The organism is Lysinibacillus zambalensis, from assembly GCF_040183165.1.
GTDB classification, from domain to species: Bacteria; Bacillota; Bacilli; order Bacillales_A; family Planococcaceae; genus Lysinibacillus; species Lysinibacillus zambalensis.
In genome coordinates this window covers 58,097-81,339 of sequence record NZ_JBEGDG010000017.1, presented here as the reverse complement: position 1 = coordinate 81,339, position 23,243 = coordinate 58,097, and the positions used below count along the sequence as shown (strand labels likewise).

The 23,243-nt window shown below is 38.1% G+C and carries 24 protein-coding genes; 6 read left to right on the top strand and 18 right to left on the bottom strand.

Annotated elements, in window-relative coordinates:
* Positions 1-272: 272 nt before the first annotated feature.
* From ABNX05_RS19235 to sleB, 7 genes are all read right to left on the bottom strand, one after another.
* Positions 273-1,289 (bottom strand): NAD(P)H-dependent glycerol-3-phosphate dehydrogenase, encoded by a 1,017-nt coding sequence (locus tag ABNX05_RS19235; protein ID WP_349661181.1) that lies wholly within the window; start codon positions 1,287-1,289, stop codon positions 273-275.
* Positions 1,290-1,430: 141 nt separating this feature from the next.
* On the bottom strand, positions 1,431-2,741 hold the full coding sequence (gene der, locus ABNX05_RS19230) for a ribosome biogenesis GTPase Der (protein WP_349661180.1): 1,311 nt from the start codon (positions 2,739-2,741) through the stop codon (positions 1,431-1,433).
* Between the two features lie 288 nt (positions 2,742-3,029).
* The gene (gene rpsA, locus ABNX05_RS19225; RefSeq protein ID WP_349661179.1) at positions 3,030-4,166 is read right to left on the bottom strand and encodes a 30S ribosomal protein S1; all 1,137 of its coding nucleotides are present in this window, start codon (positions 4,164-4,166) and stop codon (positions 3,030-3,032) included.
* Positions 4,167-4,269: 103 nt separating this feature from the next.
* Positions 4,270-4,944 (bottom strand): (d)CMP kinase, encoded by a 675-nt coding sequence (gene cmk, locus ABNX05_RS19220; RefSeq protein ID WP_349661178.1) that lies wholly within the window; start codon positions 4,942-4,944, stop codon positions 4,270-4,272.
* Positions 4,945-5,419: 475 nt separating this feature from the next.
* On the bottom strand, positions 5,420-6,079 hold the full coding sequence (locus ABNX05_RS19215) for a flagellar brake protein (protein ID WP_349661177.1): 660 nt from the start codon (positions 6,077-6,079) through the stop codon (positions 5,420-5,422).
* Between the two features lie 85 nt (positions 6,080-6,164).
* Complete coding sequence (locus tag ABNX05_RS19210; protein WP_349661176.1) at positions 6,165-7,448, bottom strand: PepSY1/2 domain-containing protein; 1,284 nt, start codon at positions 7,446-7,448, stop codon at positions 6,165-6,167.
* Between the two features lie 15 nt (positions 7,449-7,463).
* Positions 7,464-8,282, bottom strand: a complete 819-nt coding sequence (gene sleB / locus ABNX05_RS19205; RefSeq protein ID WP_349661175.1) for a spore cortex-lytic enzyme — start codon at positions 8,280-8,282, stop codon at positions 7,464-7,466.
* 118 nt (positions 8,283-8,400) lie between these two features.
* On the opposite strand from sleB, the gene ABNX05_RS19200 reads away from it, so the two are divergent.
* The gene (locus ABNX05_RS19200) at positions 8,401-8,565 is read left to right on the top strand and encodes a hypothetical protein (RefSeq protein WP_349661174.1); all 165 of its coding nucleotides are present in this window, start codon (positions 8,401-8,403) and stop codon (positions 8,563-8,565) included.
* Between the two features lie 355 nt (positions 8,566-8,920).
* On the opposite strand, the gene prsW is transcribed toward ABNX05_RS19200, so the two are convergent.
* Positions 8,921-9,595, bottom strand: a complete 675-nt coding sequence (gene prsW / locus ABNX05_RS19195; protein WP_079559895.1) for a glutamic-type intramembrane protease PrsW — start codon at positions 9,593-9,595, stop codon at positions 8,921-8,923.
* Positions 9,596-9,933: 338 nt separating this feature from the next.
* Between prsW and ABNX05_RS19190 the strand changes: the two genes are divergently transcribed.
* Positions 9,934-10,902 (top strand): asparaginase, encoded by a 969-nt coding sequence (locus tag ABNX05_RS19190; protein ID WP_349661173.1) that lies wholly within the window; start codon positions 9,934-9,936, stop codon positions 10,900-10,902.
* Positions 10,903-10,930: 28 nt separating this feature from the next.
* Here the strand turns inward: ABNX05_RS19190 and ABNX05_RS19185 are convergent, their stop codons facing one another.
* From ABNX05_RS19185 to ABNX05_RS19150, 8 genes are all read right to left on the bottom strand, one after another.
* On the bottom strand, positions 10,931-11,185 hold the full coding sequence (locus tag ABNX05_RS19185) for a hypothetical protein (RefSeq protein WP_349661172.1): 255 nt from the start codon (positions 11,183-11,185) through the stop codon (positions 10,931-10,933).
* Between the two features lie 169 nt (positions 11,186-11,354).
* On the bottom strand, positions 11,355-11,573 hold the full coding sequence (locus ABNX05_RS19180; protein WP_349661214.1) for a hypothetical protein: 219 nt from the start codon (positions 11,571-11,573) through the stop codon (positions 11,355-11,357).
* The gene (locus ABNX05_RS19175) at positions 11,512-11,712 is read right to left on the bottom strand and encodes a glycerol-3-phosphate acyltransferase (RefSeq protein WP_349661171.1); all 201 of its coding nucleotides are present in this window, start codon (positions 11,710-11,712) and stop codon (positions 11,512-11,514) included. Before ABNX05_RS19175 ends, ABNX05_RS19180 begins: the two co-directional genes overlap by 62 nt.
* Before the next feature lie 285 nt (positions 11,713-11,997).
* A complete protein-coding gene (locus ABNX05_RS19170) occupies positions 11,998-12,963 on the bottom strand; it encodes a YpdA family putative bacillithiol disulfide reductase (RefSeq protein WP_349661170.1) in 966 nt (321 codons plus the stop codon).
* 315 nt (positions 12,964-13,278) lie between these two features.
* On the bottom strand, positions 13,279-14,034 hold the full coding sequence (locus ABNX05_RS19165; protein WP_349661169.1) for a metallophosphoesterase: 756 nt from the start codon (positions 14,032-14,034) through the stop codon (positions 13,279-13,281).
* 160 nt (positions 14,035-14,194) lie between these two features.
* The gene (locus ABNX05_RS19160) at positions 14,195-14,944 is read right to left on the bottom strand and encodes a LysM peptidoglycan-binding domain-containing protein (RefSeq protein WP_349661168.1); all 750 of its coding nucleotides are present in this window, start codon (positions 14,942-14,944) and stop codon (positions 14,195-14,197) included.
* 365 nt (positions 14,945-15,309) lie between these two features.
* The gene (locus tag ABNX05_RS19155) at positions 15,310-16,752 is read right to left on the bottom strand and encodes a RecQ family ATP-dependent DNA helicase (protein WP_349661167.1); all 1,443 of its coding nucleotides are present in this window, start codon (positions 16,750-16,752) and stop codon (positions 15,310-15,312) included.
* Positions 16,753-17,781: a YpbB family protein gene (locus ABNX05_RS19150; RefSeq protein WP_349661166.1), complete on the bottom strand. Its 1,029-nt coding sequence runs from the start codon at positions 17,779-17,781 to the stop codon at positions 16,753-16,755.
* Between the two features lie 110 nt (positions 17,782-17,891).
* Here ABNX05_RS19150 and ABNX05_RS19145 point away from each other — a divergent pair, with 110 nt between their 5' ends.
* Both ABNX05_RS19145 and fabI read left to right on the top strand, forming a co-directional pair.
* Positions 17,892-18,140 (top strand): ferredoxin, encoded by a 249-nt coding sequence (locus tag ABNX05_RS19145; RefSeq protein WP_004232564.1) that lies wholly within the window; start codon positions 17,892-17,894, stop codon positions 18,138-18,140.
* 553 nt (positions 18,141-18,693) lie between these two features.
* On the top strand, positions 18,694-19,476 hold the full coding sequence (gene fabI / locus ABNX05_RS19140; protein ID WP_337991027.1) for an enoyl-ACP reductase FabI: 783 nt from the start codon (positions 18,694-18,696) through the stop codon (positions 19,474-19,476).
* Positions 19,477-19,542: 66 nt separating this feature from the next.
* On the opposite strand, the gene ABNX05_RS19135 is transcribed toward fabI, so the two are convergent.
* Positions 19,543-20,184, bottom strand: a complete 642-nt coding sequence (locus ABNX05_RS19135; protein ID WP_349661165.1) for a peptidylprolyl isomerase — start codon at positions 20,182-20,184, stop codon at positions 19,543-19,545.
* 130 nt (positions 20,185-20,314) lie between these two features.
* Positions 20,315-21,520: an MFS transporter gene (locus tag ABNX05_RS19130; protein WP_349661164.1), complete on the bottom strand. Its 1,206-nt coding sequence runs from the start codon at positions 21,518-21,520 to the stop codon at positions 20,315-20,317.
* Between the two features lie 286 nt (positions 21,521-21,806).
* Between ABNX05_RS19130 and ABNX05_RS19125 the strand changes: the two genes are divergently transcribed.
* Together ABNX05_RS19125 and ABNX05_RS19120 are read left to right on the top strand one after the other, a co-directional pair.
* Positions 21,807-22,631 carry a methyl-accepting chemotaxis protein gene (locus ABNX05_RS19125; RefSeq protein ID WP_349661163.1) on the top strand — a complete coding sequence of 275 codons (825 nt, stop codon included), beginning with the start codon at positions 21,807-21,809 and terminating at the stop codon, positions 22,629-22,631.
* Positions 22,632-22,647: 16 nt separating this feature from the next.
* Positions 22,648-23,199: a GNAT family N-acetyltransferase gene (locus tag ABNX05_RS19120; protein ID WP_349661162.1), complete on the top strand. Its 552-nt coding sequence runs from the start codon at positions 22,648-22,650 to the stop codon at positions 23,197-23,199.
* Positions 23,200-23,243: the final 44 nt, after the last annotated feature.

The window sequence follows — 23,243 nt, the reverse complement described above, 5'->3', positions numbered from 1 at the left end:
GACGTGGCGTTCTTAGACTGGGTTCCTTTATTTCAGCGGGTGTTTGGACATCCGCTGAAAAGTAGCTTAAAACCGTATCATACCACCGTCTATAGAGGTAGGAGACTTTTGCTAGAAGTTAAATGGACATCCTGTTTAAAATAATTAATTAAAAGCACACAATAAGGCGTCTCAGATATTCTCTGAGACACCTTATTTATGTCCATTTTATGACAAAACTAATCAAATAGATTAGGTATATTGATTAACCTTATTTATCCATTTCCATTAATTTAGTATATCATGTCATCGATTTCTGGTTTTTTCATACGCATCATTAATGTATCAACCGCTATTTTTGGTTCGATATTATTAAATAGAACACTATAAAGCTCCGCAGTGATTGGCATAGCAACATCATATTTCTCTGCTAGCTGATAGGCCGCTTTTGTTGTGCGTACCCCCTCAACAACCATGCCCATTTGATCGAGTACCTCTGGTAGTTTCATTCCTTGCCCCAATAAATTACCTGCGCGCCAATTACGAGAGTGTACACTTGTACATGTTACAATTAAGTCCCCCATGCCTGAAAGTCCTGAAAATGTGAATGGATTCCCTCCCATTTCAACACCAAGACGTGAAATTTCAGCTAAGCCTCGAGTAATAAGTGCCGCTTTAGCATTATCACCATAATTTAAGCCGTCTGAAATACCTGCCGCTAATGCAATTACGTTTTTTAATGCACCACCAATTTCTACGCCAATCACATCTTTGCTTGTGTAGACACGGAAATATTGGTTCATAAATAAATCCTGCACTTTTTCTGCGGCTTCAATGTTTGCACAAGCTGCTGTAACCGTTGTCGGGTGGTGTAAGACAACTTCCTCTGCATGACTTGGACCTGATAGTACTACAACTTCTTCTACAAATTCTGCAGGTAGACTTTCTTCTAAAATTTCTGAAATTCGTTTTAATGTATCAGGCTCAATTCCCTTCGATACATGCACAAACAGTATTTTTTTATCGAGAGTTACGCACATTTTTTCACATACTTCTCGAATAGCCTTAGTTGGCACTGCTACGATAATTGTTTCCGAATGAGCAACTGCCTTAGCAATATCACTTGTCGCATACAAATTTGTCGGCAGTACAGTTTCAGGCAAATACTTTCTATTAGTATGTTGGTTGTTTATTTCTTCAGCTTGATCTGTTCGATGAGTCCATAAAAGTGTATCATGCCCATTTTCTGCAAGCACCATCGCAAGTGCTGTACCCCACGAGCCTGCTCCTAACACACAAACTTTTTCCATTCAAAATCCTCCCTTGTTAAGAAAAACAATTCACTCTTATTAGTTACGAAAAATGCTAGAGAAAATTATACTTTGCTCTTTTGTAAAAAGACGCCACCCAACAATATTGTCGGGCTGGCGTATTGTATGTGTATATTTTTCCTAAGCACGAGCACGGGAAATTAATCGAATTGGCGTTCCTTCAAAATCAAATGTTTCTCGGATACGGTTTTCTAAAAATCGTTCGTAAGAGAAATGCATTAGCTCTGGTTCATTAACAAATACGACAAATGTCGGTGGCTGGATCGCAACTTGAGTAGCATAGTAGATACGAAGACGGCGTCCTTTATCAGCTGGTGCTGGGTTACGTGCCACAGCATCCTCAATCACCTCATTAAGGATAGATGATTGAATACGCATTGCATGGTTTTCACTTACACGTTGTATAATCGGTAAAATTTGATGTACACGCTGCTTTGTATTGGCCGATACAAAAATAATCGGTGCATAGTCTAAGAATAAGAAATGCTCACGGATTTGCTGTGTAAAGACGTTCATTGTTTTTTCGTCTTTTTCAATAGCATCCCATTTATTAACTACGATAACAACAGCTTTTCCTGCTTCATGCGCATAGCCTGCAATTTTTTTATCTTGTTCTTGAATGCCTTCTTCTGCATTTAGAACGACTAAAACAACATCAGAACGTTCAATTGCTCGTAATGCACGTAATACAGAGTATTTCTCTGTCGTTTCGTATACTTTCCCTTTTTTACGCATACCTGCCGTATCAATAATGACATATTCCTGATCATCATACACATACGGAGTATCAATAGCATCTCGAGTAGTCCCTGCGATATTACTCACAATAACGCGGTCTTGGCCTAAAAATGCATTTACTAACGAAGATTTTCCGACATTTGGACGACCAATTAACGAGAATTTAATAACCTCTTCTCCATATTGCTCTTCATCTTCCTTAGGGAAATGATTAGCACATTCGTCCAATAAATCCCCTAAGCCTAAGCCGTGAGAACCAGAAATTGGCCAAGGCTCACCAAAGCCAAGCGCATAGAAATCATAAATCATTTCGCGCATGTCCGGGTTATCAATTTTATTAACTGCTAAAACGACCGGTTTTTTTGTTTTGTATAAAATTTTAGCTACTTGCTCATCAGCAGCTGTTACACCTTCACGACCATTTGTCATAAAGATAATAACGTCCGCTTCATCAATGGCGATTTCCGCTTGTTGACGAATTTGTTCTAAAAACGGCTCGTCCCCAATCTCAATACCACCTGTATCAATAATATTAAAGTCATGTGTTAACCACTCTGCCGAACTATAAATACGGTCGCGTGTAACGCCTGGAATATCTTCCACAATCGAGACACGTTCTCCAACGATACGATTAAAAATCGTCGACTTACCTACGTTCGGACGACCTACGATGGCTACTACTGGTTTCGTCATCTGTACTTCATCCTTCCAACTTCTTGTCTTTCGCTATTATACACGAAAAATGCCATTATATCATATCATATCCATGAATGTGCGCGCTATGTACCGTTCTTTAAGTCTATTTAGAAATTTTTATATCATTTCGGCTGAGCTGTTTGAATGTTCGATGTGATGTAATTATCTTCGAGTCTGATTTATTCTATCCGTTTTACTTTGATTGTTCTTCCCATCGCTTTGGCTTTTCTATCCGTTTCCTCCATAAAAAAGCGAGGACACAAACCGTATCCTCGCTTGTCAAGTTTATTTAAAGTTTTTCAGCTTATCGCCAATGACATCACCGAAAGAGAAACCTGTGTTTTCTTCTGGTAATTCATAGTCGATTACTTCCTCTGCCTCAGGATTTTCAAGTAAATCTTTAATGCTTAATGCTAAACGGCCATCTGCAGCATTTACGTCAAGCACTTTCACCTGTACCTCTTGTCCTTCTTTTAAAGCTTCATGAGGCGTATTAATGTGCTTATGCGCGATTTGCGAAATATGCACTAAACCTTCTACTCCTGGGAAAACTTCCACAAATGCTCCGAAAGAAGTAAGACGTTTTACTTTTCCATCTAACACTGTACCTTTAGCTGCACGCTCTTCAATGTTCGACCAAGGACCAGGTATCGTCTCTTTAATAGATAATGAAATACGCTCATTTGCTGGGTCTACAGAAAGGACTTTCACCTTCACCTCTTGTCCTTCTGATAAAACCTCACTCACATCACTCACATGCTCATGAGACACTTGTGAAATATGAACAAGGCCATCAATACCACCAAGGTCAATAAAGGCACCAAATGATGCAATACGCTGTACTTTACCGTCTAAAACATCGCCAGTTTTAATTTGGTTAATAACATCTTTCTTTTGAGAAGCTTTTTCAGCTTCCACTACAGCACGGTGTGATAAAATCAAGCGATTTTTTTCTTTATCAAGCTCAACAATTTTAAAGTTAAGAGACTTACCTTTATAGTCTTCAAAATCATCAACAAAGTAGTCTTCTACTAGGGATGCAGGAACGAAGCCACGTACCCCTAAATCTACGACAAGACCACCCTTAACAATATCTTTTACTTCCGCTTCGAAAATTTCCTCTGCGTTGAATTTTTGCTCAAGTGTATCCCATGCTTTTAAAGCATCTACTTTACGTTTTGATAATACATAGTTTTCTTCTTCAACCTTTGTAATCATCAACTCCAACTCATCTCCGACAGAGATGACGTCAGACGCTTTTTCAATGTGTAGGCTTGATAATTCACTTATCGGTACAATACCGTCAAATGGTGCACCTGGGATCGAAACAGTTACCGCTTTTTCATCAACCTGCTCAGCAATACCTTTGACGATATCACCTTCGTTAAACGTTTGTTCTACATTGTTCATTTCTTCAGACATATGTAACCCTCCTTCGCATCTTCCCTTACTATTTTATTCGATATTGAAGACAAAGACAAAAATAAATCCTTTAAATTCAAAAAATTGTCTGAAATTTTCGGATTTACAGCATTTTTTCTTGCGCTAATTTTAAAATGGCCTGTGCTGCATCATCAATTGACAATGCTGTCGTGTCTAAAAATATGGCATCTTCTGCTTGAATTAGTGGTGATGCTTCACGCTCGCTATCCATTTTATCGCGCAGGGCAATTTCTTCTTGAAGCTTTTCAACGGTAGATTCAATTCCTCGCTTTTGATTGTCAATAAAACGACGTCTTGCTCTCTCTTCTACAGTTGCAGACATAAATATTTTTAGTTCTGCATTTTTTAATACATGTGTAGCAATATCGCGCCCATCCATCACTACACCGCCATTAGCTGCCAGCTTTTGTTGCTGTTTTACTAATAGTTCGCGTATTTTAGCATGAGCTGCTACTTGTGAAACAGATGAAGTGACCTCATTTGATCGAATTTCAGCAGAAACGTTCTTTCCATCTAAAAAGACAAGTTGTCCTTGAGAAGAAGGCTTTAAGTCAATTGTGCTAGATGCAAGCATTTCTGCTAATTTTGTTTCATCATCTAAATGTATGTTTTGTTGCATTGCTTTATACGTGACAGCACGATACATAGCACCTGTATCGATATAAGTAAATTCAAGTGCCTCTGCAACGATTTTTGCGATTGTGCTTTTCCCAGCGCCAGCCGGTCCATCAATCGCAATTTGAATGTTTTTCTTCATATTTCCCCCTACTTTCTATCACACCATATTGTATCATAAAAAACAGGCTGGGACATAACTAATTTATCTGTATCCAAAGCCGAATGATAAATTTACTTTTTATTTATTGAAATACAAAAAGCCGAACTATTGTAGAATGCTGTGTCAGCACTGTTATAATAGTTCGGCTTTTCAAGTTACTTAAAACCTTCTGTCCCAACCTCTTTCTAAAATCTAATTACTACTCAAGTTGAAGGTGTGTAAACTTCCTATCAATTATTCCTCGGCATAATTGCTCCAGAATCTACTTTGTGATTTGTCCTGCATGAGGGACGAATGATATCGGTCATTTCAGTAAAATTTCACTGGACGTGGCGTTGTTAAACCGAGTTCCTCTTTTTCAGCGGGTTTTTGGACATCCGCTGAAAAGCAGCTTAAATCCGCATTCATCTCACCCACCTATAGCGGTTGAGAAAACAATTAATAAGCGAAAAAATTAATCATCAAAAGGATTTATTTCTTTACGACGATTCACTAACTGACGTTCAAAACAGAAACGAACAATATGCTGTTGGTCTACATCATCAGTATCTGTTAGTTGTATAGTGGCAATTTTTTGGGCATCTTTTTCGAATATACGAACAACCGTCGCATCCGTAATCACGTATTTAACATCTCCGTTGGCATATGGTAAAACGATTGTTAACTGAACATCATCACCAGCTTGGAAATTAATTACCCCTTTCAGGAGAACTGCCAATCCACCTGCGCTAATATCCGTTGTTACTAGCTGATATTTGGCATCTTGAAACTGTATCGCTATATCTACAGGCGTTTCCACACGTACATATTCACGACGCTGAATTTTAATAAAGTCATCTTCCTTCGGACAATGCAACATAATCATAGGAATGTTACCAGCTCTACGCCCAACCACTTCAGTACTAAAAGCAAATGAAAGTTTATCATCCGTGTGAAAAGTTGCTCTAAATTCAGATCCATCTATTAAAAAAGCAGTTTTGTTTGTGGCAACATTTATTGGATAATCGATATAAATAATATTTTCAGTTTGTTCTACAACTTTACAGCGAAATTTTTCAACACTCTCTGTATAAGTTGGTTCAAGTTCTAATTGAGTACCAATTTTTATTTCCATGAGCATCTCCTCGAACACAAATATACTTTATTATCGCATGAGATGCCCATTCTGGCTATATAAAAACTGGTAGTTTTTTCTTAGATTACGTTAAATATTCCACTTTTAAAACATTGTGATTTTCTGCGTCAATAACAATTCTGAACGTTTCTTGCGTATTTTTATCACGTACCGCAATTACCTCATAACAAAGGCGCTGTTCAAATTGACCATTATCTGTATAAATATTTCTTACTTCTTCTACTTTCACGTCGGCATCGAAGAAAGTTTTCCAATCAATTGGTTTTGCTGTTTGTTGTTTAATCGTCTCTTCCTGAATATATTCCATCGCATTTGCACCAAGTAACTCGCCTGTATCCTTAGCAAGTTTTAATTGCACCCCATCCGCATATACCAATGCATTATCACCTGGGTGAACCCGTGCAAATGTCACATGCCATGCCTGATGATTTTCACGAGTTTCCACAAATGCAACATCATTCATTCCAAGTCTTTTTACATATTCTTCAGCTTTTTTCATAATTTCATCCTGCGATACCCTTGCTTCATCTACCGGACGTTCCACTAAGTAGGAAATTAAATGCCCGCCTTTTTCTGTTAAATCAACATATCCTAAACGAATGCCTTGGTGGAATTGGATATGATAAAACGGATATGGTGCAGTATCGCTACTTTTTGTAACAGTAAATGTTGCATCTTTTATGATAGGGAATAATTGTTTTACTTTTTCCAATGCTTCTTTTTCAGTAATGACTGAATCTTGTAATGCTTTAAGTTCTATTTTTTTCTGCCAATCCGATTCACTTAATGTAAGCGGGAAATCTTTTTCGCCGTAATCCTTTAATGTCTTTTGCACATTATCAAATGTTGTATTAGGGTTCTTCGTATCTACTTGTCGTAACCAGACATCCATTTTACCGTTATTTTTATAAAAATCTACTGTTGCAGCTGACCATTCATCTGAAAGAGATTGTAAATTTGTAGAGACTTGTGGCATTTTTTCTCGCCAAGCTTGGTAATCACCTGTTTTAGATGTTTTCTTTGCCTCATCTCCGAGGCGCCCTAAGTAATTTAGCCAGTCGTTCGACATTTCCTGCCCGATAGGAATATTAGACATAGACGTTCGAACGTCAGAGCTTAGTCGCCAAACAGAATCTAACTCATTGTGAATCGCTTGATCATCTCGAAACAATAGAGATTGTGAAACAGCTCTTTGTAGATGCGATAATTTTTCAGATGCATCCGTTAAATTATCTGTGTACTGAGCTAGCACAGTACGTTGTAAACTTTTATTTTCTCCGTACATATTAATGCTATATGCCCCTAAGCCAATAACTGCCGCAGTGAGTATAACGAGCATAGTTCTCATTTGTTTTCCTCCTTTCTATGAACAGAAAATATGTTCTCCAATTCGTTTAATTTGAGGTCTTGACCAAATCCACTTACTTGTAGCTGTTTTCGGATTAAAATAATAAAGTGCATTTTCTGAAGGATCCCATCCATTCATAGCATCAAGAACCGCTTCTTTTGCACGTTCGTTTGGTTCAAGCCAAATTTGTCCATCTGCCACCGCAGTAAAGGCTAGCGGTTGGAAAATGATACCTGAAATAGTATTTGGGAAATCAGGACTCTCTAAACGATTTAAAATAACAGCCGCTACTGCTACCTGCCCTTCATAAGGCTCTCCCCTAGCTTCACCATAAACAGCATTCGCGATTAACTGAATATCTCTGTCAGTATATTTTGGAGGTATTTGAGTTTGAGTACCATTATTATTACTACTACCACTGCTTTTACCGCCACCGCCGCCGCCAGTGTTTGCTTTCACTTGCTGATCAAGTGGAACTCCACCAAAATAGGTGAATTGATTTCCTGCATTTAATTGCGCTTTGACCCATCCTTCATCGTAATCTGAATAACCTGATAAAGCTTTTTTAGTTTTAGCACCAGCTACTCCATCTATTGGTAAACCATATTTTTCTTGGAAATTACGTAAAGCCCAATATGTGTTATAGCCAAATTTGCCATCAATTTTACTTTTATAAAATCCTAAGTATTGTAGCCTTGCTTGTAGCTCAATTACATCATCCCCATAAGCACCACGAGAAATTTGTTGCTCGGTAAATGCAATGGCATCATTTTGCGGAATAGCAAATATACTAATCCCCAAAATCAAAGCAAAAATTATGCTTACTAAACGCACTATCATCACTCCTTTTTTTCATAGCTTGAAACAAACGACTCATTTTATACATATCAATTTTGCTTCAGCGAAATTGCGTCCGGAATCGGCTTTGTTCTTAGGCCTGCAGATGTTTTTTGTGCGAAAGCGCAGTGCTAACGTAGCGTCAGCAAAAGGTCTTGGTTTTGTCTTTGCAAAAGCGAAGCGTCAGCCACAACACGAGGGCCGACACGATATCGGTGATTTCGGTAATGCCACAGGACGCGGCGTTTTTTACCGATGCAGGTCAGTTAGCCTATATTGAACTCCCTTTCGATTCCGTGACATCCACTGGAGGCTTTGGGCCAACAAATGTTTTCTGTGTGAAAGCGCAGTGCTAACGTAGCGTCAGCAACAACATGATGTTGGTCACTCAGTCGTTGCCACAGGACCTGGCGTTTTTAGATTGAGTTCCTATATTTCAGCGTGTTTGGACCCCCGCTGAAAAGTAACTTAAATCCGTATTCCTCTCACCACTATAGAGGTGGAAGATTTCTGTAACTGCCGTTTCACTTTCGCTACGAAAACATTTGTAGCTGCCGTTTCACTTTCGCTACGAAAACATTTGCTGAAAGAAGTTAAAAAGAAAAGCGCAGAAATCTTTTTTAGATTTCTACGCTTTATATTTTTTTATGCATATGCAAATGTTGTACTAGGTGATAGTGAGCAAGCTTGACTTTTCGTAGCCCAAACCACCACAAAAATAGCATAAAAGGTATCATTAAATATACCCAATATCCTTTAAATGATAAAATTGTATTATATAAAATGTGTAATACTACCGGTGCACAAAGCGCCATAGCAATCATTTCTTTCGTCTTTGCAAACTTTGAAAACTTGGCACGTCCATAATAATAGCCCATTACAACACCGAACAAAGCATGACTCGATACAGGTAATAATGCACGCATAAAAGCAGTATCTAAACCGAAAGAAAATAAATAAAGAACATTTTCAATTGTGGCAAAACCAAGAGATATGCTTGCACCATACAGTATGCCATCATAAGGATCATCGAATTCTACATGATTGTAGATTGCGATTAACAGAATAAACCATTTAAAAAACTCTTCAACTACACTCGAAAAAACTACATCTTGTAGATAAAGATATCGAAAGACCCCTTCCTCTGTTAGTACATATTGTAAGAACAAGATTGGGAACGTTAAAAATGCGCCATACAAAAACGTTTGAAGTAAGGTTCTTCTTGGCTCCGTTGCCATCTGATTGCGCAAATAAAAGTAACTAAAAAGCGCTAAACCGGGAGCAATGGCAGCTGATAATAAGATGATCATGATGCCGGCCCCTTTCAAAAATCAATTTCACCTTGACATAATGATGTTAAGATTTTAAAATTCGTGACATCCTTCTGACTTTTCCAACAATGTTTTTTATACGAAAGTGAAGCGTCCGGATCACAATGTTGGTTAACTTTAGCATTTTTGCAGGATGTAAAATTTCATAGCCTATGTTTATCTATTCTGTCGGTTAATGGACAAAAAGTATATCGTATGTCATAGGCGGAAAACTTTTGTGACATTTTCCGACAAAAAACATCTATTACATGAAGATAAACTGCTATTATTATACCATGTTATGACACAAAACTTTTTAAAAGGAGATATTATTTTTTATGAAAAAAACAATTTTATTAATTCATACAGGTGGAACAATATCTATGGCGATGAGCGATGAAGGTGCCGTTATGCCTAACAAGGAAAATCCTCTTATGAAGGAAAGTAGTAAACTTGATGCGCTTGCCACAATTATTGAAATGGAGGCATTTAACCTCCCATCACCACATATTACTCAAAAAGAAATGCTTAAATTACGTAATCTTATTATCAAAAAAGTTGCAGAGGAGAAAATTGATGGCGTTGTTATCACCCATGGTACTGATACATTAGAAGAAACAGCATACTTTTTAGAGCTAACGACTGATTTATCAATTCCTATTGTTTTAACAGGTGCCATGCGCTCCTCAAACGAACTTGGTGCAGACGGCGTTTATAATTTAGTAGAAGCCGTTCGTGTAGCTGTAGATGAAGAAGCTCGCAAGAAAGGCGTTCTTGTTGCCATGAATGACGAAGTCCACCTTGCTATTAATACTACAAAAACAAGTACCAGTTCAGTAAATACTTTCCAGTCACCTCAGTATGGCCCGATCGGACTTATTACAAAATCAAGAATATTATTTCATCATGCTCCTATCCGCCGTCAATATGTAGATATAGATGGATTATCAAAACGAGTAGCTATGCTGAAAGTGTACGCTGGCATGGAAGTTGATTTACTTGATGTAGTACTCGCATGTAAATATGATGGCGTTGTATTAGAGGGCCTTGGACAAGGCAACGTCCCTCCATCAGTAGTGAAAGGTATTGAAAGTCTTATAGAACGTGGCATTCCAGTTATACTCGTATCCCGTTGTTTTAATGGTATCGCAGAAGGTGTATACGGCTATGATGGCGGTGGCAAAATGCTCGAAGACCTAGGAGCTATATTTGCAACCGGCATTAATGGTCAAAAGGCTCGATTAAAATTATTAATTGGGCTCAATAAAGTTGGAGCGCCTATTGATTTAAAAGAATTTTTCATGTAAGGCTAATGTATTCGATATTCACGTTGGCTTATGCATCTAAAATTTGCTTATAATAACCTAAAATATTATGTAACTGATCGATTGCTATATCAAAATCTGGCTGGATAACAAACAGCTGTACGAAATTTCTTCGACGTAAGTATTGGCTATCCGCATGAACATAAAAACCATTTAAATTTAAATCTCTCTGTAAATTTGCCAAATCCTTAGAAAGCTGTAAAGTGATGAGCATCGGATACTGTCTAGTTGAAACTTGATAGTGCCTGAATGGTAGCTGCTGCAATGTTATGTTATCAATTATGCCTCGGCATAATTGCGTCCGTAATCGGCTTTGTGCTTAGGCCTGCAAGAGGGCCGACACGATGTCGGTCATTTCGGTAATGCCACAGGACGTGGCGTTTTTACCGATGCAGGTCAGTTAGCCATTATCGCATGGATGCGATGATTTTAGGCTAACATCCTTTGCGAACTCCTTTCCGATTCCGTGACATCCGTCCGAAGGCTTTAACTTCTTTCAGCGGGTTTTTGAACACCTGCTGAAAGAAATTAAAACGTTGCTGTAGCTGTCCATATCTTTCTGGATATGCTTGTAATACTGCAACAACATTATCAACAAGTACTGCTGGTAATGCATACGGAATCGAACTTTGTTGGTAAAACAATGAGAGCACCTTTTAAAGTACCCCCTAAAAAGGTCCAAATAAAAGCATCTTTTCCAATCATACTACCTGCATTTCTAGCCCCTATGTTTTTACTTCTTTCTTCTTGTAATTTAACACCATATACTTTTCCAACAAAATAAACCGTCATAAAGCTCCCTACAAAATAACTAAGTAATCAATATTATCCAAGAGCTCCTTCATACCTTTTTAACAACTTCAATTTGATTAGAGAAATTACTTATCATCATTATAACGCGGGGTTGATTTCCGTTCGAGTGGGCCTTTCATAGGGAGCATCGGATGAGCCGCCTTGCTCTCAATCCGTCACTTCAGCCCTTTTTTCCTTCGCTTGGACTCTTTCATCCATCGCTTCAGCTCTTCTTTCCGAAAAAAAACTGTATAAGCAGCTTACTTGCCTATACAGCTCCTATTGCTATTTTTCTTTTTCTACAATTGTCTTCGCAATACAATCGCCATGGTAACGACCATTTTCAATAAAAATTTCATTGGCATTATTTCCAGCTGCAATAACTCCTGCAATGAATAATCCTTCTACATTCGTTTCCATAGTTTCTGGATTAAAGAAAGGACGACCCGTTTCATCATCAATAGAGACACCCATTGCTCGAATAAATGAATGGTCAGGATGATAGCCTGTCATCGCAAAAACAAAATCATTTTTGAATGTTTTTTCGTTGCCATCCTTTTCTACAACGACCTCATGCTCACGGATTTCCAGTATATTTGTATTGAAATGCATTTGGACTTCATCATTTCGTACTAGTCCTTCAAATTCTGGTAAAACCCATGGCTTGATGCTAGGTGAATACTCACTACCACGGTAGACAACAGTAACGCGAGCTCCGGCCTTATTCAACTCAAGCGCTGCATCTACTGCCGAATTTTTCCCACCAATTACAAGAACATCAGTATCAAAAAATTCATGTCCCTCTTTAAAGTAATGGTAGACTTTCTGTAATTTCTCACCTGGAATGTTTAAATAATTTGGATGGTCATAGTAGCCTGTTGCAATCACAACATAAGGTGTTGTATAAACCTCTTTATCTGTCGTTACTGTAAACATCTCTCCATTTTTTACAACGCTATCTACTTTTTCGAAGCGATTTACTTGAATATCCTTCAAACGCACAACTTCTCGATAATAAACTAGTGCTTGGTTTCGCTTTGGTTTACGACCTTCAATAATAAAAGGGACATCGCCGATAGCTAGTCGTTCACTCGTACTAAAAAAAGTTTGATGTGTAGGGTAATTGTAAATCGCATTTACGATATTTCCTTTTTCAATAACAATTGGCTTTAAACCAATATTTTGCAAGGCTATTGCTGCCGCTAAACCACATGGGCCTCCTCCAACAATAATTGCATCTACTTGCTGCATTTCTTGACACTCCTATCAACTTTGTATTAGCAAAATACTAATACTTTACTTTTAACTTCTTTCAGCAAATGTTTTCGTAGCGAAAGTGAAACGTCAGCTACAAATGTTTTCGTAGCGAAAGTGAAACGTCAGCTACTAATGTTTTTGTTGGCCTAAAGCCTCCGCCGGATGTCACGGAAATCGGAAAGGAGTTCTTTGTGCATGCACAAAGCCGATTCCAAACGCAATTATACCAAGGCATAATTGATTAATTGGGCATTTACCGAATAAATCCTTATCGCTTCCATTATACGCCTTCTAAAGAGTTTTGGTTGTTTATTTACCCGAAACTTCAATGTCAATAATATGACACTGCGGTCTCGCACCAAGCCGGAAAGGTAATAATGTCGTACCGTAACCATTGCTTACTAACGTCATCACACCTTCACGCTCCCGATATGAGCCTTTAGGATGCACTCCATATGGGCCAATTCTAATTTGACCACCATGTAAATGCCCACCCATCATTAAGTCTGCTCTAAATTTTGCACGGACTTCTGCAAAAACACCAGGGTTATGTGCGATAAAAACAACTAAGTCTTTCTCTTCGACCTTTGCAAATGCTTCATCAAACCTACTTTTCATTATAGATGTATCTTCAATTGCATTAAGCCAAAAGCGGTTTTTCTTAGGGAGTAATACAGCATCATTGGCAATAATCTGAACACCATGGTCCTGTAAAATACTTCGAAATCTCTCTTCGCCTACTTCTCTGTCATTATTACCCCATATAAAATAAGTTGGTCCTAAAGGCGTTAATAAATTTAGGTTGTCATGAATACGTTGAATGGGTGTGCGTCCATCTGCAAAATCTCCACCAATAATAACAGCATCAAATGGACCATCTAACTGCTCAATCATCTGGCGGTTAATTTTGCGTAAATGGGTATCCGAAATAAAAAATAGTCGGATCTTTTCCTGTTCACCCTTTAATTGTAATTGATGATGTAACACGTTATTTTCATGTGCAACCTTCAACATATAAAGCACGAACGCGATGACTACTAAAATAAATAGTCCAAAATAAATCATTCTTTCACTTCTCCTTACGAAAACAAAAAGACGATTCATTTAAAATAAAGAATCGCCTTTTCACTAAATAAGACGTACGCCTTAACCCTATTTGGTGTTAACGTTTGTCCATTATTTTATACTCGAAAAACATTATTGCCAAAGAATGACATCCGTTTTCTTATGGTAACTTAATCACTTGCCCAACTGATATATTATTAGAAGACATACCGTTGGCTGCACGGATTTTTGCTAGTGTTGCTTCACTGCCATCACCGTAGTGATTCAATGCAATACGATATAGGTTTTCATTTGCTTTTACAGTATGTGTACTTGCATTTGCAGATTGTTTTGCATCTTCTGCTTTTCGTGCTTCCTCAGCCTTACGTGCTTGTTCAGCTTTTCTATCTGCTTCGGCTTGTGCTCTTCTAGCTTCATCTGCGTTTCTAGCTTGCTCTGCATTCTTAGCTGCTTCGGCTTTTCTAGCTTCTTCTGCATTCTTGGCTGCTTCGGCTTTTTTCGCTTCCTCTGCTGCCTTCTGTTCTGATGCTAATTTCTCTGCGTCTTTCTTAGACGTTTCCTTTGCTTTATCGCCATCTTTGTTTTTGTCAGTTGACACAGGTACAGCTTTATCCCCCGAATTATCAATTTCTACAATTTCTTCCGAAGAATTTTTTTCAGCTTCTTCAATCGTTGATCCAGGTTCATAGAATTTTAAGAAATAGACTAATATTGATAATGGAATTAAGATAAAAATTACAAAAAGAATCGTCATTAATGGCGTTTTTCGTTTTGTATTTTTTGGCTTTTTATTATTACTTCCATTTTTATTCATTCTTGCAACTCTAGATAAAGCTTCCTGTTCTTTTTGTTCTTCTTCAAAAGATTGACGATGTTCTTCGATTTTATCGCGATAATCTTCTTTACTCATTCGTCTTTCCTCCAACCTCACTACGCTTTCTATCATTCTATTATGACGAATTTTGCGAAAAAAGTAAATGACCGTAAATTATAGTCTAAAAAGGGCATATCACCAAAGCTTGGAGTCTATCCGTTCTGACCGGACACTTTCTTGAAGGCATCCGCTAAGCCGCTTCTCTCGCAAGACTTGCCCTGGGTCTCTGGCCAACAGATGTTTTTTGTGCGAAAGCGAAGCGACAGCACGCTGTTGGTCGCGAAGGCGTTATCAAGGATGTGATGGTCTTAGCCTTCGTTCCCCTATCGCTGATCCCCAAGGAGTCGCTCAGTCGAAACTACGTTTATCAAATGTCATCCACAACTTTTGGTGATAAGCCTCTATAAACCCATTAAGAGTTGTTTTAACCGACTTTCCCATGGAATCATTTCTATTTTTTTCTCTTCCGCCAAGCGTACCTTATTGATTTCATCATAATGGATTCCGCAATTTTCACAACAGTTTTCCGGTTTTTTCAGCAATTTTTGCCCAAAATACCCGACTAATTTTGTGCGTATACAGTCTTTTGTCTGAGTCATTTTATGCATTTTATCGACAGCATGATATTTTTCTAGTGCCAAATGATTTAAACGCACTTTCACTTGTTCCATCGTTTCTTGTTGCAGCCAGTAATCAAGCACACGAAAAGCGGTCTCACTTAGTTCTCCATTTTTCAACATTTGAGAAGGGTGTACTTGTTGATTTAGTAGTTCCTGATAACGATCAACATGACCAACTGTTGGCAAATCGCCTGTTACAACAAATTTCGCAAGTTCCTCGTCGCCATCACTATATAGTAATATAGCGAGCGCTGGTTGACCATCACGCCCTGCACGGCCAATTTCCTGCATGTAATTTTCTACATTAGCAGGCATCGTTTCATGGATGACCTGACGAATATCAGACTTATTGATACCCATTCCAAAAGCATTCGTAGCCACAATCCAGTCAAGCTCTCCGTCAATAAACTGTTGCTGAATAAACTGACGGTCCTCAGCAATATAGCCTGCATGATACGCTGCAGCTCTTATACCTGCCTGTATAAGCGCCTCACTATATTGTTCAGCACGCTTCCGCGAGGACATATATAATATACCCGGTCCTGCAGTCTCTTTAACATGTTGCATAATCCAATGTACTTTATCTGCCCTATCCTCAAATACAACACGCCCAAGGTGAATATTAGGCCGATCCACATTGTACAAAAACTCAAATGGCGTATCCAATGACAATGTTTCTCGTATATCATTGACTACTTTATTCGTCGCAGTCGCTGATAAAGCTAAAACTGGTGGCCGATTCACTTGTGAAAACCATTGTCCAATTCGTAAATAATCTGGTCTAAAATCAAAGCCCCACTGTGAAATACAGTGTGCCTCGTCCACTACGATGAGACCTAGCTGCATTTGTGAAAGCTTATCTTGAACCTGTTGCTGTAAAAGCATCTCTGGCGAAGTAAAGATAAAACGAAACTGCTCTAAGAAATGTAACGCATATCGTTTTTCACTTACGGTTAAAAATGAATTTAATGCAACTACCCTCTTTTCACCAAAACGTTTTAGCTCTTCTACTTGATCCTGCATAAGAGAAAGCAAAGGAGAAACAATTAAAATCGGCTTCTGCAAAATATATCCTGGCAACTGGTAACAAAGTGATTTCCCCATTCCTGTTGGTAATAAAGCAATAACATCTTTTTTTTCTAAAATTGCTTCAATGACCTCTTTTTGGCCTGGACGAAATGTTGTATAGCCAAAATACTTTGCTAACGTTTGTTCAAGTTCCATTTATACTTCTCCTTTCGCAAGGACAAGCCTTAACTGAAAATAACTCATACCTTCAACTACTTCATGCAATGTTTTCAATTTTTTAGTTTGATAATGTTTCGATGCCTGCCAAACTTTTTCCGCTTCTTCATAAGAGACGAACGGACCAATCGAAAAGTTCGGTTCATTCATAGCTAATTCTACCAAATGATCCTCAATTGTACTTTGTTTTAATTTCCTTATTTGCACAATCTGTTCAATTGAATAGCCCTGCTCATAAAAATGTGCTGTTTGCTGCGCTGAATCGGTTAATAATGCTTTTACTCTTAATCCCCCTGTTATTTTACCGAGCAAGGGACATTCATTTGTCTGATGAATTTCATTTAAATACGTATGTAGCAATTCTATAAACGCTAATTGACAATCTAAAACTGTTTCCTGGCGTTGACTAGCGAGCTGCTGCCACGTCCATCCTGGTAATCTATGACCACTTAACCGATAGAGGACGAGTTGCTTATTAGCATCTGACAAGGGTAACACAGACAGTACCTGTTCACATTCCTGCAATAATTGTTGCTGTAAATGTCCATCTTGATAGTGATGCTCAACTAAAAAAGATCTTACCCAGGATTGAATATTCGTATCCCTACTAATAGGAGAAAATGAACGAACCTCAGCACTTTGATAAGATAAACTTTGTACAATTAACGAGAGCCTTGCAAAAAATACATGCTCATTACCCCTATAGTGCCATCCGTCAAATAAAAAGTCAGGCGTCTGCTCCGCTCGCTGTAAACCTAGTTTTTTCATGGAATAGTGACCAGATTCTTGTATTGTTAACCAACTATACTGCAAAAATAATGATACAGCTTCATCAAATGTCTTCCGAGGTAACTTAGGTAATAATCCAAAATAATTATGTAACTTAAATAGGCCAATGTCTTGAATAGTCTGGCCTGAGCGCTTTCCTCTTAATACATGATAAGCAGCAGAAATAGTTCGTTCGTTATTTAGTTTTTGAAAGATTTGCAATAAAATTTGATGAAACATAGACGCAAATTCCTCCAATTTAATAGTATTTATGTTGAAATGTAAGATAAACATCTTTAAAATGAGTATGAAGCTTTGATAGGAACATGTAAAAAGGAGAGAAAAAAAATATGGCTAAATACACAATTGTTGATAAAGATACATGTATCGCTTGTGGCGCTTGCGGAGCCGCAGCACCAGATATTTATGATTATGATGATGAAGGTATCGCCTTCGTTATTTTAGATGATAACATGGGAACAGCTGAAGTTCCAGAAGATCTACTAGAAGACATGCAAGATGCTTTCGAAGGCTGCCCTACTGACTCAATCAAAGTAGCAGATGAGACTTTCGATGGCGACTCATTAAAATTCGAATAGGTTTAATTGTATCTTTAAAGGCATCCTTAACTGGGTGCCTTTATTTTATCTCCTCATGTATTAGTTGATTGAAGCGGTGACTGAGCAACTCTTTAGGGATCAACAATAGAGGAACGCAGGCTAAGAGCATCACATCCTGTGATAACGCCTTCATGACCAACATCGTGACGCTGCCGCCATATTGCCTCTACGTTTTCTCGCAAAAAACATCTATTAGCTCGAGACCCTGTAGCATAGCGTAGCGACAGCAACAAATGTTTTATCTGTGCGAAAGCGTAGCGACAGCAACAACAAAGCACCCAGTCGGAACGGAAATCAACCAAACGTTATGGTGATGAGCCATTTTTCACAAACGAACCACTTAGTAACAGATGCTTATACCACGATTCATCTCTAACATAATGAAGATGGATTTTTTTGTACTTTTTAATGTAAATTTGGCCACTCTTTTCAACTTATTATTGCAACCATTTTTTATGTATGATAAGATTTTAGTAGTTGGTACTAATAACAGATATTATTTCATAAACATAAATAAAGGGGCTCTTATTAGATGATGGATAATTTATTACAATTAAAAGATAAGAATATTGTCGTAATGGGCGTGGCAAACGATCGAAGTATTGCTTGGGGTATCGCAAAACGTTTATTTGATGTAGGTGCAAATGTTATTTTCACATACCGTCAAGAACGTTCATTAAAAAAATTACAAATGCAATTAGAGAAAATCGGACAATCCGATTCACTGATCGTACAATGTGATGTCAACAGCGACGAGAGTACAAAAGCAGCTTTCGAAGAAATCGGTACAAAAGTAGGCGTAATCCATGGAATTGTCCACTCAGTAGCGTTTGCTAATGCAGAAGATTTACACAATCGCTTCTTAAATACAACTCGTGATGGCTATGCATTTGCGCAAGACACTAGCGCCTATTCTCTTATTTCAGCAGCAAAGGCCGCACATCCTTATATGACTGAGGGCGGTTCTATCGTAACAATGAGTTACTTAGGAGCAGAGCGTGTACTAGATGGTTACAATGTTATGGGTGTAGCAAAAGCTGCATTAGAGGCATCTATGCGCTATCTTGCTGCAGATATTGGTAAAGATAATATTCGCGTTAATGCGATCTCAGCAGGAGCGATTCGCACACTTGCTGCAAAAGGGGTTCCTTCTTTCAATACAATTTTACACAAAATCGAAGAAACAGCTCCTTTAAAACGTAATGTTCAACAAGATGAAGTAGCAGACATGACAATCGTTATGCTTTCTCACTTATCTCGCGGTGTAACAGGCGAAACGATTTACATTGACGCAGGCTACAACATTATGGGTTAAATACAAAGAAGCATGGAAGATCAAAACTGATCTCTCATGCTTTTTTGTTTCGGATTTATAAATCTGTTATTTTATTACCTTTGGGGCAGGGTAATCAAAGCCCTTTGTATCTACTTCGACCTTTTTCATTTGTTGGTCTTTTATTGGTTTTTCACCTTCTCGTTCAACAGCAGCGATAGCATCTACTGTTTCCATCCCCTCGATTACTTTCCCAAAAGCAGCATATTCGCCATCAAGTTGCGGAGTATCCTTTACCATAATGAAAAATTGAGATCCCGCAGAATTCGGATCATTTGAACGAGCCATTGAAATGACACCACGTTCATGCTTTAAATCATTTTTAAAATCATTTGATGTAAACTCACCTTCTATCGAATAGTCCGGTCCTCCTGTACCATTACCTGAAGGATCTCCACCTTGAATCATAAAATCAGGGACAACTCGATGGAAAATAAGACCATCATAAAAGCCTTTTTTAGCTAAGGAAATAAAATTTGCTACCGTATTCGGCGCTGTAGAAGGCTCTAATTCGATGACGATTTTTTCATCATTGTTCATCGTAATCGTCACAATTGGATTTTCCTTCACCTTTGATGAATAATCTACATTGTCTTCCGATTTTTCTTTAGCAGCTCCACAACCTGTCAAAACTAAAACTGCCGCCAGCAAAGCAAAGACAAAAGAAAATCCTTTATTACGTGTAAACATATCTTTCAACTCCTCTTTATATCCAGTCTACTCATTATACTATCAAATAGTTTAGGACAAATCATTTTTTATGAAGATCATGTAAATGAAGGAAATAAACTCAATAACACACCACAAAGAAAAAAGATTCCTAGTGCCCTGCTACAATGCGTTGTTTAGTAATGATCCTCTTTAATAAAAATGAAAGTAAGCATGCTATGACTAAAAATACCGCAATCATACATATAACGCCTCCCCAGCCAAAGTGCATCCAAAACACACCCCCAACCGTTCCTCCAACACTTGAACCGAAATAATAAAAAAATAAATAGAGAGAAGAAGCTTGTGCTTTATCATGAGTGGCTCGCTTACTTACCCAGCCACTAGCAATCGAATGTGCTGCAAAGAAGCCAAATGTAAAGATTGTAATCCCTAAAATTTTTAAACTAAGTAGCCCATTTAATGTTAAAATCGCCCCTGTAAACATGATCGCAATAGACAATAACAGCATCTTTAGACGGCCATATTGATCAGCTAGACTTCCGAACCAAGCAGAGCTAAAAGTACCTACTAAGTAAATAACAAAAATCCAACCAACAATCGTAGCACTTAGATTATAAGGGGGCGCCATCAATTTAAAACCAATGTAGTTATAAAGAGTCACAAAGCTCCCCATTAATACGAAGCCAATACCAAAAAGACAAAGCATGGATGGGTCCTTTAAATGTTGTAAAAGAGACGTCGCCAATGATTTTATCTGTAATGGTCGAGCTGTAAAACGCTTAGAGTTAGGAAGCATCCAGATAAATAACACACTAATCATTAGACTGATAACACCTAGTACAACCATCCCCACTTGCCAATTGTAAAGATCCGTTAATGTCCCTATAATAACTCGGCCACTAAGCCCACCTACCGAATTACCACTTATGTATAAGCCCATTGCAATACCTAAACTAGATGGATCCATTTCCTCCCCTAAATAAGCCATCGCAATTGCTGGCAACCCTGCAAAAACAATACCCTGTATAACACGTAACACTAATATCGTTTCAAAATTAGGAGAAAAGGCAAGGGCAAGCGTAATTATAGATGCCGCAAAAATAGAAACCGTCATCAAAGACTTCCTTCCCCATGCCTCTGATAATGAGCCAACAATAATCATACTGATGGATAACGCAAAGGTTGTCACAGAAAGCGTTAAACTCGCAATAGCTGGTGATACATGAAACTCCTTCGCAAATGTTGGTAATAATGGCTGTGTCACATATAAGTTGGCGAAGGTAATAAAACCCGCTAAAAATAAAGCCCAGTTTGCTTTATGAAACGCCTTTGTCCCTTTTTGAATGTAATCCATTTCTCTCTCTCCTTAACGTACTTCCAATGCTACTATTATTCTAATACAATAATATTCAAAATTCACGATTGTTTGTCATAAAATAGACAAATTTATCTCTTGTATGCACGATTTCATTTAACATCCAACCTATGACTATAGTCACATTTTCTTCATATAAATTTAGTTTTTATCTATTTTGAGTTGGCAAATATTGTGTTACAGTGAAAGTAATCATCTTGCAATCATTGGCAATTAGGCTCCGATGACCAAACTATTTTTGTTGCACAGACTTGGAGGAATTTTCATGAAGATTATTGAAGCTTTAGCCCTTTCAGTACCCTATATCCACCTTTCATTAAAGGAAGAAGCAATCGTGGCTGTCGTTGAGAAGGAAAGTGAAACAGTTATAAAATACTTAGCTGGCAAACGTGTAGATTCAGGCTATCAAGATGGTCAAAAAGTAAATGCTAATGACCAAAATGTTTTCATTGCCTTTAGTGGAAAAAATGCTGATGTTGTTATACCAGAGGATGTATACGGCGTTGCCATCAATGCGTTTTCTTTTCCAATCCGTGAAAACGGGAAAGTCGTAGGAGCTCTAGCGTTTGGACTGCCAATCGACAATGAACTTAAACTCGAGGATTATATGGGAACAATGGATAGCATCGTTAACAGCCTACAGGACAAAGTACATACGATCGCCTCACATTCAGAGGAATTGGCAGCAACAAGTGAGGAAATTAACAAACAAGCACAGCACGCCCTTGAAGATTCAGAGAAAACAAATGAAGTCACAGATTTAATAAAAAGCATTTCTCGCCAAACCAATTTACTCGGCTTAAATGCTTCTATTGAGGCGGCTCGCGCTGGACAGCATGGCGCTGGTTTTAACATCGTAGCGCAGGAAGTTAGAAAGCTATCTTCCGAAACATCAAGCGCAACTGAAAACATTGAAGCATCCCTAAGAAATATAAATAGAAACCTTGATAACCTGAAGCAAAATATGGGGCAAATCAATGACGCTACAAACGAACAGGCTCAACTCGTTCAAGATTTCAGTGAAATTATCGAGGAGTTAACAGTTCTTAGTCGTGAAATGAAGGGCTTTATGCATGATGCTTTAAAATAATGAAGGGGGAATAACATTGCAAATTACTATTAATCCAGAACTATCTTTACGTACTATCGAATTAGAAGATGCTCATGCTGTTTTTTCCTTAACAGATGCATCACGAGCATATTTACGTGAATGGTTGCCATGGTTAGATTTCACAAAAGAAATAGCCGATACAACAGCATATATAGAGGGCTGTATTAAAGGACATGAAGCAAAAAGTAGCCTTTCTCTTGTTATCATTTTTCGAAGTGAAATTGTTGGCGTCGCTGGCTTCAACACGATAAATCATAGCAATAAAATCGCTGCTATAGGCTATTGGCTCAGCGAAGGAGCTCAAGGGCACGGTATTATGTCGCAGACCGTACTAGCATTATTACAATATGCTTTTGAGGATTTACAGCTCAATAAGGTCGAAATCCGTGCTGCTGTGGGCAACGCAAAAAGCCGTGCCATCCCTGAGCGCTTAGGCTTTACAAAAGAGGGAACGATTCGTGCGGCAGAATGGCTTTATGATCATTATGTCGACCATGTTGCTTACGGTATGCTCGCTAGTGAATGGAAACAAATGAAAGAAAAATAAAAAATTCTCAAAAATAGCCGCCCGATATTACAACTATCAGGCGG

Excerpts from the sequence above, each read along its gene's own strand:
- ABNX05_RS19235 (WP_349661181.1), bottom strand. The coding sequence starts at position 1,289 with ATGGAAAAAGTTTGTGTGTTAGGAGCAGGCTCGTGGGGTACAGCACTT.
- der (WP_349661180.1), bottom strand. The coding sequence starts at position 2,741 with ATGACGAAACCAGTAGTAGCCATCGTAGGTCGTCCGAACGTAGGTAAG.
- rpsA (WP_349661179.1), bottom strand. The coding sequence starts at position 4,166 with ATGTCTGAAGAAATGAACAATGTAGAACAAACGTTTAACGAAGGTGAT.
- cmk (WP_349661178.1), bottom strand. The coding sequence starts at position 4,944 with ATGAAGAAAAACATTCAAATTGCGATTGATGGACCGGCTGGCGCTGGG.
- ABNX05_RS19215 (WP_349661177.1), bottom strand. The coding sequence starts at position 6,079 with ATGGAAATAAAAATTGGTACTCAATTAGAACTTGAACCAACTTATACA.
- ABNX05_RS19210 (WP_349661176.1), bottom strand. The coding sequence starts at position 7,448 with ATGAGAACTATGCTCGTTATACTCACTGCGGCAGTTATTGGCTTAGGG.
- prsW (WP_079559895.1), bottom strand. The coding sequence starts at position 9,595 with ATGATCATCTTATTATCAGCTGCCATTGCTCCCGGTTTAGCGCTTTTT.
- ABNX05_RS19190 (WP_349661173.1), top strand. The coding sequence starts at position 9,934 with ATGAAAAAAACAATTTTATTAATTCATACAGGTGGAACAATATCTATG.
- ABNX05_RS19175 (WP_349661171.1), bottom strand. The coding sequence starts at position 11,712 with ATGACGGTTTATTTTGTTGGAAAAGTATATGGTGTTAAATTACAAGAA.
- ABNX05_RS19170 (WP_349661170.1), bottom strand. The coding sequence starts at position 12,963 with ATGCAGCAAGTAGATGCAATTATTGTTGGAGGAGGCCCATGTGGTTTA.
- ABNX05_RS19165 (WP_349661169.1), bottom strand. The coding sequence starts at position 14,034 with ATGATTTATTTTGGACTATTTATTTTAGTAGTCATCGCGTTCGTGCTT.
- ABNX05_RS19160 (WP_349661168.1), bottom strand. The coding sequence starts at position 14,944 with ATGAGTAAAGAAGATTATCGCGATAAAATCGAAGAACATCGTCAATCT.
- ABNX05_RS19155 (WP_349661167.1), bottom strand. The coding sequence starts at position 16,752 with ATGGAACTTGAACAAACGTTAGCAAAGTATTTTGGCTATACAACATTT.
- ABNX05_RS19150 (WP_349661166.1), bottom strand. The coding sequence starts at position 17,781 with ATGTTTCATCAAATTTTATTGCAAATCTTTCAAAAACTAAATAACGAA.
- ABNX05_RS19145 (WP_004232564.1), top strand. The coding sequence starts at position 17,892 with ATGGCTAAATACACAATTGTTGATAAAGATACATGTATCGCTTGTGGC.
- fabI (WP_337991027.1), top strand. The coding sequence starts at position 18,694 with ATGATGGATAATTTATTACAATTAAAAGATAAGAATATTGTCGTAATG.
- ABNX05_RS19135 (WP_349661165.1), bottom strand. The coding sequence starts at position 20,184 with ATGTTTACACGTAATAAAGGATTTTCTTTTGTCTTTGCTTTGCTGGCG.
- ABNX05_RS19130 (WP_349661164.1), bottom strand. The coding sequence starts at position 21,520 with ATGGATTACATTCAAAAAGGGACAAAGGCGTTTCATAAAGCAAACTGG.
- ABNX05_RS19125 (WP_349661163.1), top strand. The coding sequence starts at position 21,807 with ATGAAGATTATTGAAGCTTTAGCCCTTTCAGTACCCTATATCCACCTT.